At 74.1% G+C, this 16512-nt stretch carries 15 protein-coding genes; 7 read left to right on the top strand and 8 right to left on the bottom strand.

Annotation, left to right across the window (positions count from 1 at the left end; translation table 11 throughout):
- Positions 1-96: 96 nt before the first annotated feature.
- The 3 genes from OIE12_RS26705 to OIE12_RS26715 are packed head-to-tail and all read right to left on the bottom strand — an operon-like array spanning position 97 to position 3792.
- Entirely contained in the window at positions 97-951 is an 855-nt protein-coding gene (locus OIE12_RS26705) for a hypothetical protein (protein ID WP_329139544.1), read from the bottom strand.
- A complete protein-coding gene (locus OIE12_RS26710) occupies positions 951-2216 on the bottom strand; it encodes a VWA domain-containing protein (protein ID WP_329139546.1) in 1266 nt (421 codons plus the stop codon). The genes OIE12_RS26705 and OIE12_RS26710 overlap by 1 nt, the downstream gene beginning before the upstream one ends.
- A 46-nt stretch (positions 2217-2262) precedes the next feature.
- Positions 2263-3792, bottom strand: coding sequence for an IucA/IucC family protein (locus tag OIE12_RS26715; RefSeq protein ID WP_329139548.1), 1530 nt, complete (start codon positions 3790-3792; stop codon positions 2263-2265).
- 148 nt (positions 3793-3940) lie between these two features.
- On the opposite strand from OIE12_RS26715, the gene OIE12_RS26720 reads away from it, so the two are divergent.
- A complete protein-coding gene (locus tag OIE12_RS26720) occupies positions 3941-5530 on the top strand; it encodes an IucA/IucC family protein (protein WP_329139550.1) in 1590 nt (529 codons plus the stop codon).
- Between the two features lie 158 nt (positions 5531-5688).
- Entirely contained in the window at positions 5689-6609 is a 921-nt protein-coding gene (locus tag OIE12_RS26725) for a HipA family kinase (RefSeq protein WP_329139552.1), read from the top strand.
- 45 nt (positions 6610-6654) lie between these two features.
- Here the strand turns inward: OIE12_RS26725 and aceB are convergent, their stop codons facing one another.
- The gene (aceB, locus tag OIE12_RS26730; protein ID WP_329139554.1) at positions 6655-8286 is read right to left on the bottom strand and encodes a malate synthase A; all 1632 of its coding nucleotides are present in this window, start codon (positions 8284-8286) and stop codon (positions 6655-6657) included.
- A gap of 67 nt (positions 8287-8353) precedes the next feature.
- On the bottom strand, positions 8354-9106 hold the full coding sequence (locus OIE12_RS26735; RefSeq protein ID WP_443053914.1) for a nucleotidyltransferase family protein: 753 nt from the start codon (positions 9104-9106) through the stop codon (positions 8354-8356).
- Positions 9107-9281: 175 nt separating this feature from the next.
- Here OIE12_RS26735 and OIE12_RS26740 point away from each other — a divergent pair, with 175 nt between their 5' ends.
- Positions 9282-9593, top strand: a complete 312-nt coding sequence (locus OIE12_RS26740) for a DUF5955 family protein (RefSeq protein ID WP_329139556.1) — start codon at positions 9282-9284, stop codon at positions 9591-9593.
- Positions 9594-9633: 40 nt separating this feature from the next.
- Here the strand turns inward: OIE12_RS26740 and OIE12_RS26745 are convergent, their stop codons facing one another.
- Complete coding sequence (locus OIE12_RS26745; protein ID WP_329139558.1) at positions 9634-10470, bottom strand: IclR family transcriptional regulator; 837 nt, start codon at positions 10468-10470, stop codon at positions 9634-9636.
- Positions 10471-10606: 136 nt separating this feature from the next.
- Between OIE12_RS26745 and OIE12_RS26750 the strand changes: the two genes are divergently transcribed.
- A complete protein-coding gene (locus tag OIE12_RS26750) occupies positions 10607-11434 on the top strand; it encodes an AIM24 family protein (protein ID WP_329139560.1) in 828 nt (275 codons plus the stop codon).
- A gap of 156 nt (positions 11435-11590) precedes the next feature.
- Positions 11591-12199, top strand: coding sequence for a dihydrofolate reductase family protein (locus OIE12_RS26755; RefSeq protein WP_329139562.1), 609 nt, complete (start codon positions 11591-11593; stop codon positions 12197-12199).
- Here the strand turns inward: OIE12_RS26755 and OIE12_RS26760 are convergent.
- Positions 12193-13179 (bottom strand): NADPH:quinone reductase, encoded by a 987-nt coding sequence (locus OIE12_RS26760; protein WP_329139564.1) that lies wholly within the window; start codon positions 13177-13179, stop codon positions 12193-12195. The genes OIE12_RS26755 and OIE12_RS26760 overlap by 7 nt on opposite strands.
- Positions 13180-13346: 167 nt before the next feature.
- On the opposite strand from OIE12_RS26760, the gene OIE12_RS26765 reads away from it, so the two are divergent.
- Positions 13347-14528: a cytochrome P450 family protein gene (locus tag OIE12_RS26765; RefSeq protein WP_329142234.1), complete on the top strand. Its 1182-nt coding sequence runs from the start codon at positions 13347-13349 to the stop codon at positions 14526-14528.
- A gap of 47 nt (positions 14529-14575) precedes the next feature.
- Here OIE12_RS26765 and OIE12_RS26770 read toward each other — a convergent pair whose 3' ends face one another.
- Positions 14576-15580, bottom strand: coding sequence for a Gfo/Idh/MocA family protein (locus OIE12_RS26770; RefSeq protein ID WP_329139566.1), 1005 nt, complete (start codon positions 15578-15580; stop codon positions 14576-14578).
- Between the two features lie 128 nt (positions 15581-15708).
- Between OIE12_RS26770 and OIE12_RS26775 the strand changes: the two genes are divergently transcribed.
- Positions 15709-16446, top strand: coding sequence for a GntR family transcriptional regulator (locus OIE12_RS26775; RefSeq protein WP_329142236.1), 738 nt, complete (start codon positions 15709-15711; stop codon positions 16444-16446).
- Positions 16447-16512 lie beyond the last annotated feature (66 nt).

Here is a 16512-nt window from a genome sequence, read left to right on the forward strand (position 1 = left end):
AGGTGGGTGTGGGCTGAGGCACGGAAGTAGCGCCACTCGGCGATACGAGGTGCCGCTGCGCCCACCCGTGCCGCCCTGCGGCACGATTGCCCGCAGCTACGCCGGCGGCACGCCGCGGGGGCGGCCGTTGCCCTTGGTCAGGGTGTAACCGCCGATGCCTGCCAGGGCGGCGAGGACGGCGCCGACGGCCGTCCAGATCCAGCGGTCGGTCCACCAGCCGGAGGACCAGCCGTCGTCGGGGTCCAGGGAGGACAGCACGGCGGAGTCGTCCGACTCCTCCTCCGACTTCATCGCGATGCCGGGGACCAGCGGCTTGCTCAGCGAGCCGTCCACCGCCGCCGAGCCGCCGATGTCCTTGGAGTCCACCTCCACCTCCGCGCTCGCCGGCAGCCCCAGGTCGGCCGAGGCGACCGAGACCGCGGTGAGCCGGAGGTAGTACGTGCCCGGCAGCGGGTCGTTGGCCCACGGCTCCGCCCAGCCCCGTACCGTCCGCAGCGTGCAGGCCAGTTCGAGGGAGGACGCGTCCGGCGCGGCCGTCCGCGTCTGGGCGCCGTACTGGCACGCCTGGCGGCGCCGCAACCCGTCGAACACGTCGATCTGCCACGTCTGCCCGGCGCTCCGCTTCGCGGACTCCGGCAGCTTCACGGTCGCCTTCACCGTGGGCCGCTGCCCGAGGTCCGCGGGGAACGACCAGTACAGGTAGTCACCGGTGGAACCACTCGCCGTGGCCTTCTCGCCCTGCTCGATCTCCGTCGCCGTACGGAAGGACGTGCCCGCCGTGGTCGGCGCCGAGTCGTCGTCCGAGGAGGCGGAACTGGCAGTGGGGGACGGGGAGTCGGCGACCGCCGGGGTCACCGCCGCGCCCAGCAGCAGCCCCGCCGCCGCCAGTACGCGCACGGCTCCGGCGACTCCCGCCGCTCGCACGACTCGTACAGTTCTTGCCGCTCGCATCAGTTCGTCCTCCAGACGGCGACCCGCCAGCGCGACACCCAGCCCCACACCAGACCCGCCAGGAAGCCGACGAGCACCAGCGCGCCCAGCAGCCACCAGCCGCGCCCGAGACCGAAGGCGGCGACGTCGCCCGCCTTGTCCGGTCCGTCGACCACGTCGACCGTCAGCTCCAGCGGCAGACCGGGGGTGGTCTTCACGCCGGACGCCGGGGAGAAGGAGTGCGCGACCTCCAGGCACACCGTCTCGGGGGCGGAGTCGTCATCGTCGGACTCCGCCTTCGGGTAGCGCAGGCCCGTCGACAGCACGTCCGTACGGCCGCTGCCGGTGGCCTCGCCGCGGACGATCTCGCGCCCGTGCACGGTGAGCGCGCGCAGGCTCACGCCGTAGTCGGGGTCGACGGCGCGGTCGGCGGAGACGCTCACCGAGGCGCGCAGCTCCTGACCGGGCTCCACGTCGACCTTGTAGTAACGGTGCTTCGCGAACTCCTCGCGGTCGGTGTACAGCCCCGACGTGAGCGCCGGCGCGCTGCTGCACGCCGACGTCCCCTCCACCGCCACCGGGTTGACGACCGGGTCGGCGGCTCGGTCCACCAGCTGGTTGACCTTGTCGGTGAGCTGGTCCCGGTGCTCGACCGAGGTGTACGTGCCGCCGGTCGCCTCGGCGATGCAGCTGAGCTGCCGGCTCAGCTTGGCGCTGGGCACCAGGCCGAGGGTGTCGATGGTCAGGCCGATGCCCTTGGCCGCGATCTCGCGGGCCACCTCGCAGGGGTCGAGCGGGGCGCAGGTGTCCTCGCCGTCACTGATGAGGACGATCCGCTTGGAGCCGTTGCCGCCGTCCAGGTCGTCGGCGGACTTGAGCAGCGCGGGGCCGATCGGGGTCCAGCCGGTCGGGGTGAGCGTGGCGACCGCCGTCTTGGCCTCGGTGCGGTCCAGCGGGCCGACCGGGTAGAGCTGCGCGGTGTCCTTGCAGCCCGTCTTGCGGTCGTCGCCCGGGTAGTCGGCGCCCAGGGTGCGGATGCCGAGCTGGACCTCCTCCGGGGTCGCGTCCAGGACCTCGTTGAAGGCCTGCTTGGCCGCGGCCATCCGGGAGCCGCCGTCGATGTCCTTCGCGCGCATGGAGCCGCTGACGTCGAGGACGAGGTCCACCTTGGGTGCGTCCCGGTCCGCCGTCTCGTCGGCCGCGGCGCCGGACGGGACGGCGAGCCCCGTCGCCAGGGCGGCGAGCAGGGCACAGACGCCCGCCGCCAGCCGTTGTCTTGTGATCATCGGCGGATCCTATTGATCGTAAGGGTCCACCTTCAAAACGGCCGCCTCACCGCACCTCTTCGTGCAGCGGGTTGGGCAGCGCCGCCCAGAGGTCGCCGGTGCGGTCCGGGGTGAGCCGCATGAGCGTCAACGCCTTGGCGGGCAGCGGCTCCTGGCGCAGTACCTCCAGATCGGGGGTACGCGCGAGGTGCGGTACGGCGGAGGCCAGCGCCTCGCCCATCGCCGTGTGCGAACCGGCGGTCGCCGCGAGGGTCCCGGCGACCAGCGAGCCGAACAGCTTGCGGCGCAGGGTCGTTGGGTCGTCGTTGACCAGACGGCCGGTCAACTCCGGTACCGGCAACCCGTGTCGGGCCGCGCGGGCCGGACTGACGCGGATGTCGGCGAGGTCGCGGTAGACCAGCCGCAGCGGGGCGCCGGTGGCCGCGTCCAGGACCACCAGCAGGTTCTGTCCGTGCGCCTCCAGCGCCACGCCCAGGTCGAGGAGGCGCAGCCCCACGGTGAGCGCGAGCCGGGTGAAGCCGGCCAGCCAGGAGGGGGAGCGGGGCAGCCCGGTCGCGGGCAGGGCGGCCACCGGTACGACCCGCTCGCCCGGCCCCGCGTACCGCTCCGGCGGCTCGCGCAGCACCGCCGCGAGATCGGGCGAGCCGGTGGTGACCGCGCCGAGGGTGCGGGTGACGTGCAGCAGCCCGTCCGTGCGGGCGGCGACCGACGCGACGAACGCCGAGACCGTCGCCGCGGTCCGGACCGAGTACGGCGAGATGTCGCGCACGGAGGAGGTCAGGCGCGTGCTGAGGGTCGTCTTCACATGCGGGCCGCCGTCGGGGAGGGCGAGCGTGCGCAGTGACATCAGCGGATGCGCCGCCGGTCCGGCGGAGACCGCCGGTTTCTGGTCCAGCACGTGCGCCGACTGCCACGGGTGGACGGGGATCAGCACCTGCCCGCCGTCCCGCAGCCACGCGGGCCACTCCCCGGTGACCAGGCAGTCGTCCACCGCCGCCAGGCCCAGCCGCACCACCGGCCGGTGCTCGGGCCCGTACGCCAGCTGCTCGGCGACCGAGAAACCGGGGCGCGAGCGGCAGCCCGGGTGGTAGGGATGACCGTCGACCACGCTCTGCTCCCACGCCCAGACGGGGGCGGGGGGCTCGTCGGCCGTGGCGGGAGGGGCGCCGCGGTCGGCCCGGGACAGGGCCAACGAGGCCGTCCCGGCGTCGAGTTCGGTCGCGAGGGCGGCGCCGTGCGGGATGCCGAGCGCGGTGAGGAGGGCGGCCGGGCGGTCGTACGGGGTGTCGTCGAGCCGTACCTCCGTGACGTGGTCGGTGGTCGCGTACGGGTCGGAGGGCGGGCCGCTGAGCCGGCGCCCGTCGGCCAGCCGCAGCACCAGGGCGCCGTACGCGGGCTCGCGCGCGGTGATCCACGGCAGCGGCTCGTGCGCCAGCGCCCGCCACAGCCGGGTCAGGACGGCGGCCCGGGCGCCGGGCAGCGCCTCCGTGTACGGGACGGACAGCGCGGGCCGCACGGCGTCGAGCGCGGCGACCGGCTCGGCTTCGGCATCGCTCACGGGACGGTGACGGGACACGGCGGGGCTCCTCGGGGACGGGAAGGGGCTGGACGGGCCCGGGCGCGGCGGGCGGCGTGGCCGGACGCGTCGCGAATCGGCCCGATCGCGGCTTCGCCGGGTGGGGCGGTGCCAGACATACTGATCACCAGTGCACCGTACGGAACGAATGGATCCCGTGGACCCGCAGCTCCCGATGCCGCAAGAGCCGGCCGTGCCGGCCGTGTCGCCCGCGCCGCCGGAACGGCCGGCGTGCGAACCGTTCGGGCCGCCCGCGCCGCCCGGGGTATCCGGGGACGACGTCGGTGCGGTCGCCGACGGGTACGCGGCCGCGCCCCTGCTCAACTGTCTGCTGCGGGAGGTGGGCGAGCCCACCGACGCCCCCGGTGTGCACCGGCTGCTCGCCAGTGGGCGGTTGCTGCGGGTACGGGGCGGCCGTCGGCCCCGGGACCCCGAGCTGCGCGCCGCCGGCGGCTGGCAGCGGCTCACGCACGCCGAGCTCGTCAAACTCGTCGCGGAGGAGTTGCGCCGGTACACGGGGGTGGGCAACGCCGAACTGCCCGGCGAGATGCTCGACAGCCGGGCCGCCGTCGCCGCGCTGCTCGCCGCGCGGGCCGGCGCCACGCCGCCCGACGACCCCTATCTGCGCTCCGAGCAGTCCCTGCTCACGGGCCACCCCCACCACCCCGCCCCCAAGGCGCGCGGCGGTGGTCCGGCCGCCGGGTGGCTGCCGTACGCGCCGGAGGCGTACGCCCGCTTTCCGCTCGTGCTGCTCGGGGTGCGCGAGGACGTCGTGGTGGAGGAGGGGGACACGCGCGCCCTCGACGCGCTGGGCGAGGCCCCGCCCGGCTACCGGCTGCTGCCTGCCCACCCCTGGCAACTCGACCTCATCGGCGCGGAGTTGCGGGACGCCTTCGCCGACGGCCGGCTGGTCCGGCTCGGCCGCACGGACGGTGTCGTGTGGCCGACGGCCGCCATCCGTACGGTCTACGCGCCCGGGACTGACTTGTTCCTGAAGTTCAGCCTGGATGTGCGGATCACCAACGACATCCGTCGGCTGTGGCGGCACGATCTGCGCCGGCTGTGCCGTACGGACGCGGCCGTGACGGCGGCGTTCGCGGAGTTGCCCGGGCCGGCGGCGTGGCTCGGCGACCGCGGGTACCGGACCGCCGGGTTCGCGTTCGAGGAGCTGGCCGTGCTCGTGCGGGACGGGCTGGGCGGGCGTGTGGTGCCCGGGACGACGCCGGTGCTGGCCGCAGGGCTGGTCGAGGGGTTCGACGGCAGCCCGCTCGACCGGGTCGTCGAGCCGGCGGGGTGGTGGGAGGCGTACCTCCGGCAGGTCGTGCCACCGGTGCTGGGGGCGTTCGACCGGCATGGGGTGGTGCTGGAGGCGCACTTGCAGAACGTGCTGGTCGCGGTGGACGGGGCGGGGGTGCCGGCGCAGGCGGTGTTCCGGGATGCGGAGGGGGTGAAGTTGGTGGGTGAGGTGGGGCGGGCAGCCGGGTGGGAGCGGTTGGTGTACTGCCTGGTCGTCAACCACCTGTGGGAGGTCGCCGAGTTGTTGGCGGAGCGGTTCGGGGGGTTCGATCCGTGGCCGGCGGTTCGGGGGGTGTTGGGGGCTTCCGGGGTGGAGGAGGCGGTGGGGTTGGCCGATGCGGTGACGTTGCCGGGCAAGACGAATCTGTTGCTGCGGTGGACGGGGGCCGACGGGGCGGCGGCGAGTTATACCGGCGTTCAGAATCCGTTGCGGGGGCGGTGACCGGGGGAGGGGGGCGGGTGCGGGCGCGATGTGGCTGGCCGCGCAGTTCCCCGCGCCCCTTCGGGGGCGCCCCGTGAAGGCGCCCTCGACGAGGCTCCCCCGGTCGTCACGCTCGGTTACTATGCTGGGAGCATCCCAGGGAGAGAGACGCGGGGACATTGACGAAGCTGCGAGAGGTCACCGCGACCCGCTACCTCGCCCCCCTCCACTCCGGCGGCTCCGTCCCCGGTCTCGTCGAGGCGGACGACCTCGGCACGTATGTCGTCAAGTTCACCGCCTCCGCGCAGGGGCTCAAGGCCCTCGTCGCCGAGGTGATCGTCGGTGAGCTGGCCCGTGCGCTCGGGCTGCGGGTGCCCGAACTGGTGCGCGCCCGCTTCGACCCCGCCGTCGGCGCGCACGAGCCGCACCAGGAGGTGCGCGAGCTGCTGGACGCCAGCGCCGGCCTCAACCTCGGCATGGACTACCTGCCGGGCGCCGCCGACTACACCCCGGAGCTCGCCGAGACCTTCCCCGTGGACCCGCTGGAGGCCGGCCGCATCGTCTGGCTGGACGCCCTCACGGTCAACGTCGACCGCACCGTGCACAGCTCCAACCTCATGGTCTGGCCCACCCTCGGGGTCGCGCCCCCGCGGCTGTGGCTCATCGACCACGGCGCGGCCCTCGTCTTCCACCACCGCTGGGACACCTCGGCACCCGGGAAGACGTACGACTTCCGGCACCACGCGCTCGGCCACGCCGCCCCGGACGTACGGGCCGCCGACGCGGAACTGGCGCCGCGCGTCACCGAGGAGCTGCTGCGCGAGGTCACCGCCGCCGTCCCCGACGCGTGGCTGACCGTGGAGGCGGGGTTCGCCACGCCCGACGAGGTCCGTGCGGCGTACGTCGGTTATCTGGCCGCCCGCGTCCGGGCGTCCGCGGTCTGGCTGCCCACCGACTTCCCCACCCGCGAGGAGCGCGCCGCCGAGGAGGCCCGGCGTGCGGCCCGCACCCGGCGCGGCCGGCCGGCCTGGCTCCAGCACGTCCCCGACCTGCACGGCAGACCGGCGGCGGAGCAGGACTGGTCGCGGCATCTGGGGTGACCCGGGGGCGTGCTCGCGGGCGCGCCCGTTCCGGCGCCCGCTGCGTCAGCCCGCCAGCCGCTCGTACGCCGGCAGGGTCAGGAACTCCGCGTAGTCCTCGTCGAGCGCCACCCGCACCAGCAGGTCGTGGGCCTCCTGCCAGGCCCCGGCGGCGAAGGCGTCCGCTCCCGACTCGGCCCGCACGGCGGAGAGTTCGTCGGCGGCCACCCGGCGGACCAGTTCCGCGGTGACCTTCTCGCCGTCGTCGAGGACGACACCGGCGTGCACCCACTGCCAGAGCTGGGAGCGCGAGATCTCCGCGGTGGCGGCGTCCTCCATGAGGTGGAAGATGGCCACCGCGCCCTGCCCGCGCAGCCACGCCTCGATGTAACGGATGCCGACCTGCACGGCGTTGACCAGGCCCGCGTGCGTGGGGCGGGCGTCGAGGGAGCCGACCGCGAGCAGGTCGGCGGCCGTCACCTCCACGTCCTCGCGCAGCCGGTCCTTCTGGTGCGGGCGGTCGCCGAGCACGGCGTCGAAGGACTCCCGGGCGATCGGCACCAGGTCGGGATGGGCGACCCAGGAGCCGTCGAAGCCGTCGCGCGCCTCACGGTCCTTGTCGGCGCGCACCTTCTCGAACGCGACCCGGTTGACCTCCGCGTCCCGCCGGGAGGGGATGAACGCCGCCATGCCGCCGATCGCGTGCGCGCCGCGCCGGTGGCAGGTGCGGACGAGGAGTTCGGTGTACGCGCGCATGAACGGGGCGGTCATCGTCACCGCGTTGCGGTCCGGGAGCACGAACTCGGGCCCGGCGGCACGGAAGTTCTTGATCAGGGAGAACAGATAGTCCCAGCGGCCCGCGTTCAACCCCGAGGCGTGCTCGCGCAGTTCGTAGAGGATCTCGTCCATCTCGAACGCCGCCGTGATCGTCTCGATCAGGACGGTGGCCCGGACCGTACCGCGCGCGATGCCGAGGTGGTCCTGCGCGAAGACGAACACGTCGTTCCAGAGGCGCGCCTCCAGATGCGACTCCGTCTTCGGGAGGTAGAAGTACGGTCCCTTGCCGAGGTCGAGCAGCCGGCGCGCGTTGTGGAAGAAGTACAGCCCGAAGTCGACGAGCGCCCCCGGGATCCGGGACCCGTCCTCCCCGTCGGCCAGATGGCGTTCGTCCAGGTGCCAGCCGCGCGGGCGCACGACCGCCGTGGCCAACTCGGCGTCGGGGCGCAGGGCGTACGACTTGCCGCTGCGGTCGTCGGTGAAGTCGATGGTGCGACGGTGGGCGTCGATCAGGTTGAGCTGGCCGAGGACCACGTTCTCCCAGGTGGGCGACGAGGCGTCCTCGAAGTCGGCGAGCCAGATCCGGGCACCGGAGTTGAGCGCGTTGACGGTCATCTTCCGGTCGGTGGGACCGGTGATCTCCACCCGGCGGTCCTCCAGGGCGGGCGGCGCGGGGGCCACCCGCCAGGAGTCGTCCGCGCGGATCGCTGCCGTCTCGGGGAGGAAGTCCAGCCGCGCGGTACGGGCGATCTCGGCGCGGCGCTGCGCGCGGCGGGCGAGCAGTTCGTCGCGGCGGGGCGTGAACCGGCGGTGCAGCTCGCCCAGGAAGGCGAGCGCCCCCTCGGTCAGCACCTCCTCCTGCCGGGGCAGGGGCGCGGCGGCGTCGACGACGAGCGGCGGGGACGGCACGGGTGCGGACACGGGGGGTCACATCCTTGGTCGCTGTCTTCTGTGGTCGCTGTCTTCTGCTTGATGGACCCTAGTTTCCTCATTGTGGAAGATCAATGGTTGGGGAGGGTGGGGAAGCCGGGGAGGCTGGAGAGGCAGGGGGAGCCGGGGAGGCTGGAGAGGCCGGGGAAGCCGTCGGCCGCCCGGTGCGCAGCCGGACGAGGTCCGCCTCGGTGTCGATGTCGTACGGCTCGGCCACGTCCCCGCACTCCACGAGCCGTAGCGCGCCCGCGTGCGCCCTGAGATACGCGCGCGCCCCCTGGTCACCGGTCGCCGTCGCGGCCACGCCGGCCCAGTGGTCGGCGCCCAGCAGCACCGGGTGGCCCCGTACGCCGTCGTACGCCGCCGAGGCGAGCGTCGCGGGGGAGGTGTACGCGGCACGTACGCGCTCCGTCGCGCGCGGGCCGATCCCCGGCTGGTCCACCAGCGCGACCAGCGCCGCGCCCGCCCCCGTCCCGGCCAGCGAGGCGAGCCCGGCGCGCAGGGAGGTGCCCATGCCCCGCTCCCACTCCGGGTTGTCCACCAGGGCGCAGCCCGGCAGCTCCGCGCGGGCGCGCACCTCGTCGGCGGCCGCGCCCAGCACGACGTGCACGCGGGCGCAGCCGGCCGCGCGCAGCACCTCGACCGCGTGCTCCACCAGGGGGCGCCCGTCGTACTCGAGCAGCGCCTTGGGGCGCCCGCCGAGCCGCCGTCCGCCCCCGGCCGCGAGCAGCAGACCGACGACGGGGGCGGGGCCGGTGCCGGAACCGGGGCCGGAATCGACGGCCCCGGTTCGCTCTTGATTCGTTCGCATGCCCTCCTGCATACCCGTTGGTGCCGAATTTCGGTCCGGACGGTGGCGCACGCGGCGTCAGGTGGCGTTTACTGACCCGCACCCCCCGTGCGCCCGATCCGTGCGCCGGGGCGTGCGCGGTGGTGAAACCGCGTCATGGGGGCGTGCGCACGACGAGGTGCGAAGGGGGAGAGCTGTGTTGCGGAGCTTGGGGCAGAGACGAGTGACCGGCAGTGACGAGGACCCGAGAGTGGCCGGACTGCGGACCGCAGTCGCCCGCTTACGGCGTGAACTCGCCCTGCTTCCGGCGCAGTTCCCCGACCGGTCCATCGCCGAGGACGAGCTCGCGGCGATGGCCGCGATGGCCGCGGGCGGCGCGCCGGAGACGCGGCGGCTGCGACGTTCGCTGCTGCTGATCGCCGGGTCGATCGGCTCCGTGAGCGCGCTGTCGCGGGGGCTGGAGGAGGTGCGGGACGCGGTGGATCTGTTCGGGACGCCGCGTGCGTAGGGTCTGCGGCCAGACGTGAGGGCGGAGGAGCGCGGGGCGGTCAGTGCCCCGCCTCCCCGACGGCCCCCTGGTCCTGGTCCGCCAGCGCCCGCGACAGTTCCGCCGCGACCTGCCGCAGCACCGGCACGATCGTGGCCGTCGCCGCCTCGGTGACCCGGCCGGCCGGGCCCGAGATGGAGAGGGCCGCGGCGGTCGGGGCGCCCGGCACCGGGACCGCGAGGCAGCGCACGCCGATCTCCTGCTCGCTGTCGTCGACCGCGTACCCCTGGCGCCGCACCTCCTCCAGGGCGGCGAGGAACGCGTCCGGTGACGTGATCGTCTTCTCCGTCGCGGCCGGCATGCCCGTACGCCGCAGCAGGGCCCGCACCTCCGCCGGTTCCAGACCGGCCAGCAGCGCCTTGCCGACCCCCGTGGTGTGCGGCAGCACCCGGCGGCCCACCTCGGTGAACATCCGCATCGAGTGCTTGGACGGCACCTGCGCCACGTACACGATCTCGTCGCCGTCGAGCAGCGCCATGTTGGCCGTCTCGCCGGTCTCCGCCACGAGTCGGGCGAGCTGCGGCCGGGCCCAGGTACCCAGCAGCCGGGAGGCGGACTCGCCGAGGCGGATGAGCCGGGGGCCGAGCGCGTACCGCCGGTTCGGCTGCTGGCGCACGTACCCGGAGCCGACCAGCGTGCGCATGAGGCGGTGGATGGTGGGCAGCGGCAGCCCGCTGCTCGCCGCCAACTCGCTCAGGCCGACCTCGCCGCCCGCGTCCGCCATCCGCTCCAGCAGGTCGAAGGCGCGCTCCAGGGACTGGACACCGCCACCGGAGCCGCCACCTGAGCCGGAGGTCTTGGCGGCGTCTCGGTCGCCGGCGCTGGACGAGGACGGCACGGCACGTTCCTTTCAGGGGGTCCGGGGGCCGGTGGGCCACGGGATCCAGGGGGACGGGGATCAGCAGCCTACCCGGCGGTCGGGTGACGTCCGCCGGGTGCGGGAACCCGCGACCGGACCCACTCGTTCCGCCCGTGTGACTCTTCGGCAAGACATCGTCGGCAACGCCATGCAGATGGCGATCGTCAACCTGCGTCCCGGCCAGACCGTGTACTGCGAGGCCGGCAAGTTCCTCTTCAAGACCACGAACGTCAGGATGGAGACGCGCCTGTCCGCGCCGGGCAGCGGCGGCGGCGGTCAGGCCGGTGCCGGCTCGGGCTCCGGGAGCGGCGGCATGGGCGGCATGCTCCGCCAGGCCATGGGCACCGCCATGCAGGCCGGCCAGCGGATGCTCGCCGGCGAGTCCCTGGCGTTCCAGTACTTCACGGCCTCCGGCGGCGAGGGCACCGTCGGCTTCGCCGGTGTGCTCCCCGGCGAGATGCGCGCCCTGGAACTGGACGGCACGCGCGCGTGGTTCGCGGAGAAGGACGCCTTCGTCGCCGCCGAGTCGAGCGTGGAGTTCGGCATCGCCTTCCAGGGCGGCCGCACGGGCATGAGCGGGGGCGAGGGCTTCATCCTGGAGAAGTTCACCGGACAGGGCACGGTGATCATCGCCGGCGCCGGCAACTTCATCGACCTCGATCCGGCGGACTTCGGCGGCCGGATCGAGGTCGACACCGGCTGCGTCGTCGCCTTCGAGGAGGGCATCCGGTACGGCGTCCAGCGCATCGGCGGCCTCAACCGCCAGGGGCTCATGAACGCGGTCCTGGGCGGCGAGGGCCTGTCCCTGGCCACCCTGGAGGGCAACGGCCGGGTGATCCTGCAGTCGCTCACCATCGAGAGCCTGGCCAATGCCCTGAAGAAGGCCCAGGGCGGCGACAAGCAGGGCCCCACGGGCGGCCTGTTCTCGACGCACGCGGGATGAGACCGGACGCGCGCAGGGGGCACCGGAGGACCCGCACGAGGCGAAACCGAGGAACCACGACGAACCACCGATGAGTCGAGCACCCCTCGCCGGTCTGCACCCATGAAACGGAACCGGCCCGGCTCCGCCCGCCTGACGCGAAAGAAGGCACCCCGCATGGGAAAGCTCACCCTCACCGCGTTCGTCACCCTCGACGGCGTCCACCAGGCGCCCGGCGGCCCCCAGGAGGACCCGAGCGGCGGGTTCGAACAGGGCGGCTGGAGCGTGCCGTTCGGCGACGACGACTTCGGCGCCTTCGTCGTGGAGAACTTCGGGCGCGTCGGCGCGTTCCTGCTCGGCCGCCGCACGTACGACATCTTCGCCTCGTACTGGCCGAAGCGGACCGACCCCGCCGACCCGATCGCGACGAAGCTGAACGCCCTGCCGAAGTACGTCGCCTCGCGGACGCTCACCGACGCCGCCTGGCAGCACACCACGGTCCTCGGCGGCGACCTCGTCAAGGAGGTCGAGCAGCTCAAGGAGCGCACGGACGACGAGGTCCAGATCCACGGCAGCGCGACCCTCGCGCAGTCACTGCTGGCCCACGACCTGATCGACACCGTGCACCTGTGCGTCTTCCCGGTGGTCCTCGGCGCCGGCCGCCGCCTGTTCGCGGAGGGCGCCGTACCGACCGCGTTCCGGCACGTGGAGGCACGTATGACGGGCGCCGGCGTCGCGATCCACACCTACGACCGCGCCGGCCGCCCGACGTACGGCAGCTACTGAGCCCCGGCCTCCGTCGTGTCCCGCACCCGCAGCACCACCCGGCGGCCGTGCAGCTCACCGGCCTCCAGCCGTCGGTGGGCCTCGGCCGCCGCGTCGAGCGGGAGCACCTCGAGGGCGCGGGGACGCAGCAGCCCCCGGGCGAGCGCGTCGTTCAGGGCCGCCGCGGCCTCCGCCAGCTCGGCCACGGTGGCCCGGGAGATCGCGAAGCCGCGCACGGAGGCGTCCTTCATGTACAGCGGCCCCACCGGCAGTACGGGCCGCGCCCCGGGCCCGGCCAGCAGCACGATGCGGCCCCGGTGGGCGAGCAGGTCGACGGCCGCGTCCAGGTCGTGCCGGCCGGAGGTGTCGATGTGCAGGTCGACACCGTCCGGGGCCGCCTCGGCCAGCCGTTCGACCGGCTCCCGGTAGTCGACGACCGCGTCCGCGCCCAGCGCCCGTACGTGCTCGTGATCGCGCGGCGAGGCGGTGGCGACCACCCGTGCCCCGGCCCGCGCGGCCAGCGTCACCAGCGCCGAGCCCACATTGCCGGCGGCCCCCGCCACCAGCACGGTCTCGCCGGGCAGCAGCTCCCCGTGGTTGAAGAGGGCGAGGTACGCGGTGGCGGCCGGATGCAGCACCGCCACCGCCTCCAGCGGCGGCACCCCCGGCGGCAGCCGGTACAGCCGGTTCGCGGCGACGACGACCCGCTCGGCGGCGGCCCCCTGCCGCCCGCCGTGCCCCAGGCTGTTGCACCACACGGTCTCGCCCGCCGCGAACCCGGCGGCCGCCTCCACGACCGTCCCCACCAGATCCCGCCCGACGACGAAGGGAAACGTGAGCGGCGTCCGGAACACCCCCGACCGCACCAGCGTGTCCACCGGATCGACGGCGGTGGCCACCACGTCCACCAGCACCTCACCCGCCCCCGGCACGGGCGCGGACAGTTCCCCGATCCGGATCACCTCGGGCGACCCGAGCTGTTCGATGTAAGCGGCGCGCATGGGCGGTGATTCTTCCACCGGGGTGGAAGGGAGACGGGCGGACACCCCGTCGTCCCGGCGGGTGCGGCGGCAGCGGGCACCATTCGGCGGGCCCGTACGTTGCACCGTGTGACGGCCCGGAGCGGGAAGCGTGACGCAGGACGGACGAAGGGGGAGTCGTGGGATTCGTGGGCGGCGTGATCGACCTCGGGCAGTACGGCACGGCGTTCGCCGAGGACCCGTTCCCGGTCTACGCGGAGCTGCGGGAGCGGGGGCCCGTGCACCGGGTGCGGTTGCCGGGGCCCGATCCGTGGGAGTGCTGGCTGGTCGTGGGGTACGACGAGGCGCGGGCGGCGCTCGCGGACCCGAGGTTCGCCAAGGACGTCCGCAAGCTCGGCGGACCGGGCTTCGACGAGCAGATGATGGGGCGGCACGTGCTCGTCTCCGACCCGCCCGAGCACACCCGGCTGCGGTCGCTGGTCACCCGGGCGTTCACCGCGCGGCGCATCCAGACGCTGGCCCCGCGCGTGCAGCGGGTCACCGACGACCTGCTGGACGCGATGCTGCCCCGCGGCCGCGCCGACCTGGTGGAGTCCTTCGCCTACCCGCTGCCCATCACCGTCATCTGCGAGCTGCTCGGCGTGCCCGACCTGGACCGCGACGCGTTCCGCACGATGTCGACGGAGGTCGTGACGCCGACCGCCGGGGACAGCCACTTCACCGCGATGCGGCAGATGGCCGCGTACCTGGACGAGCTGATCGAGGACAAACGCTCCTCGGCTCCGGGCGACGACCTGCTCAGCGACCTCATCCGCACCCGCGCGGAGGACGGCGACCGGCTCTCCCGCACGGAACTGCGCGGCATGGCCTTCATTCTCCTCGTCGCCGGCCACGAGACGACGGTCAACCTCCTCACCAACGGGGTGTACGGGCTGCTCACCCACCCCGAGCAGTTGGCGGCGCTGCGGGCCGACATGTCGCTGATGGACGGCGCGGTCGAGGAGATGCTCCGCTACGAGGGCCCGGTGGAGACGGCCACGTTCCGCTTCGCGGCGGAGCCCGTGGAGCTGGGCGGGCGGCTGATCGGCAGGGGAGAGGGGGTACTGGTCGGCCTCGACTCGGCCAACCGGGACGGGGCGCGCTACTCCGAGCCCGACCGCTTCGACATCCGCCGCGCCCCCCAGGGCCACCTGGCGTTCGGCCACGGCCTCCACTTCTGCCTGGGCGCCCCCCTGGCCCGCCTGGAGGCCCGCACGGCACTGCGCTCCCTACTGGAGCGCTGCCCCCACCTGACCCTCGACGGCCCCCCGGGCCCACGGGTACCGGGCATGCTGATGCGGGGTTTCCGCGCCTTGCCCATTCGTTGGTAGTAGGTGGGTGGCGAGCCCACCCACCCCCACCCCCTGGCTTCCCGCCCCTAACCCCCCGCCACCTCCTCCACCCGCACCACCCTCCGCTCCCGCCGCGACACCTCACACGCCTCCGCGACCCGAAGCGCCCCCAACGCCTCCCACCCGTCGCACGGATTCTCCGCCTCCCCCCGCACCACCCGCACGAACGCCCCCAGTTCCCCCTCGTACGCCGGCGCGAACCGCTCCAGAAACCCCGGCCACGGCTTGTCCGCCGCCGGCGGCCCGGCCGGCTCCGTGGACGCGATCGGCGTACGGTCGTCCAGCCCCACCACCACCGTGTCCCGCTCGCCCGCCAACTCCATCCGCACGTCGTACCCCGCCCCGTTCACCCGCGCCCCCGTCACCGTCGCGAGCACCCCGTCGTCCAGCGTGAGCACGGCCGCCGCCGTGTCCACGTCGCCCGTCTCCCGGAACACCTCCGGCCCGGCGTCCGCCCCGGCCGCGTACACCTCGACGACCTCGCGCCCGGTCACCCACCGCACCATGTCGAAGTCGTGCACCAGGGTGTCCCGGAAGAACCCGCCCGAGATCCGCAGATGCGCGGCCGACGGCGGCGTGCGGTCCGCCGTCAGCGCCCGTACGGTGTGCAGCCGGCCGAGCCGCCCGGCGCGCACGGCCTCCCGCGCGCCGGCGTACCCCGCGTCGAACCGGCGCTGGAACCCCATCTGCAGCACCGTCCCCGCCGCCTTCACCTCCGCGAGCGCGGCCAGCGTGCCCGGCAGATCCACCGCGACCGGCTTCTCGCAGAACACCGGCAGCCCCGACCGCGCCGCCCGGCCGATCAGCTCGCCGTGCGCCGTGGTGGCCGCCGTGATGACCACCGCGTCCACGCCCCAGGTGAAGATCTCGTCCACTCCGGGCGCCGCCGTCGCCCCCAGCCGGTCGGCGAGCGCCTGGGCCCGTGCCGGGTCGACGTCCGTGATGATCAGCGACCCCACGTCGCGATGGCGGCTGAGCGTGGCCGCGTGGAGCGTGCCGATCCGGCCCGCCCCGATGAGTCCGATGCGCATGTGAACAAAGTGTGGTGACAGCCGTCACGGTGTCAATGGTTTGTCCGGACAATCGGACTGCGCAACTTCCCGTCCCCAGGCGCCGCGACTACGCTCGGGCCGTGCCCAAACCAGAGGTGGACCCCGTCGTGTCGCTCGAACTCAGCGTCGACCGCAGCAGTCCGGTGCCGCTCTACTTCCAGCTCTCCCAGCAACTCGAGGCCGCGATCGAGCACGGGACCCTGACGCCGGGCAGTCTGCTGGGCAACGAGATCGAGCTCGCCGCGCGCCTCGGGCTCTCCCGGCCCACGGTGCGCCAGGCCATCCAGTCCCTGGTCGACAAGGGGCTGCTCGTGCGCCGGCGCGGCGTCGGCACCCAGGTCGTGCACAGCCAGGTCAAGCGCCCGCTGGAGCTCAGCAGCCTCTACGACGACCTGGAGGCGGCCGGGCAGCGCCCCGCCACCGAGGTCCTCGCCAACATCCTGGAGCCCGCCCCCGCCGAGGTCGCCGCCACCCTCGGGATCGCCGAGGGCACCCAGGTGCACCGCATCGAGCGGCTGCGACTGACCCACGGCGAGCCGATGGCACACCTGTGCAACTACCTGCCGACCGGGCTGTTCGACCTGGACAGCGGACAGCTGGAGGCGACCGGCCTGTACCGCATGATGCGCGCGGCCGGTATCACCCTGCACAGCGCCCGGCAGTCCATCGGCGCCCGCGCGGCCACCGCGGCGGAGGGGGAGCGGCTGGACGAGCCCGCCGGCGCCCCGCTGCTGACCATGCAGCGCACCACGTTCGACGACACCGGCCGCGCCGTCGAGTACGGCACGCACACCTACCGCCCCAGCCGCTACTCGTTCGAATTTCAGCTCCTCGTCCGCGGCTGAGCGACCGCCCCCGCGACCCCCAACACCCGCCCGCCGCGCGCGAATCGGCCCCCTGACCTCGGCCTT

The sequence above is a fragment of the Streptomyces sp. NBC_00670 genome, from assembly GCF_036226765.1.
Classification (GTDB): Bacteria; Actinomycetota; Actinomycetes; order Streptomycetales; family Streptomycetaceae; genus Streptomyces.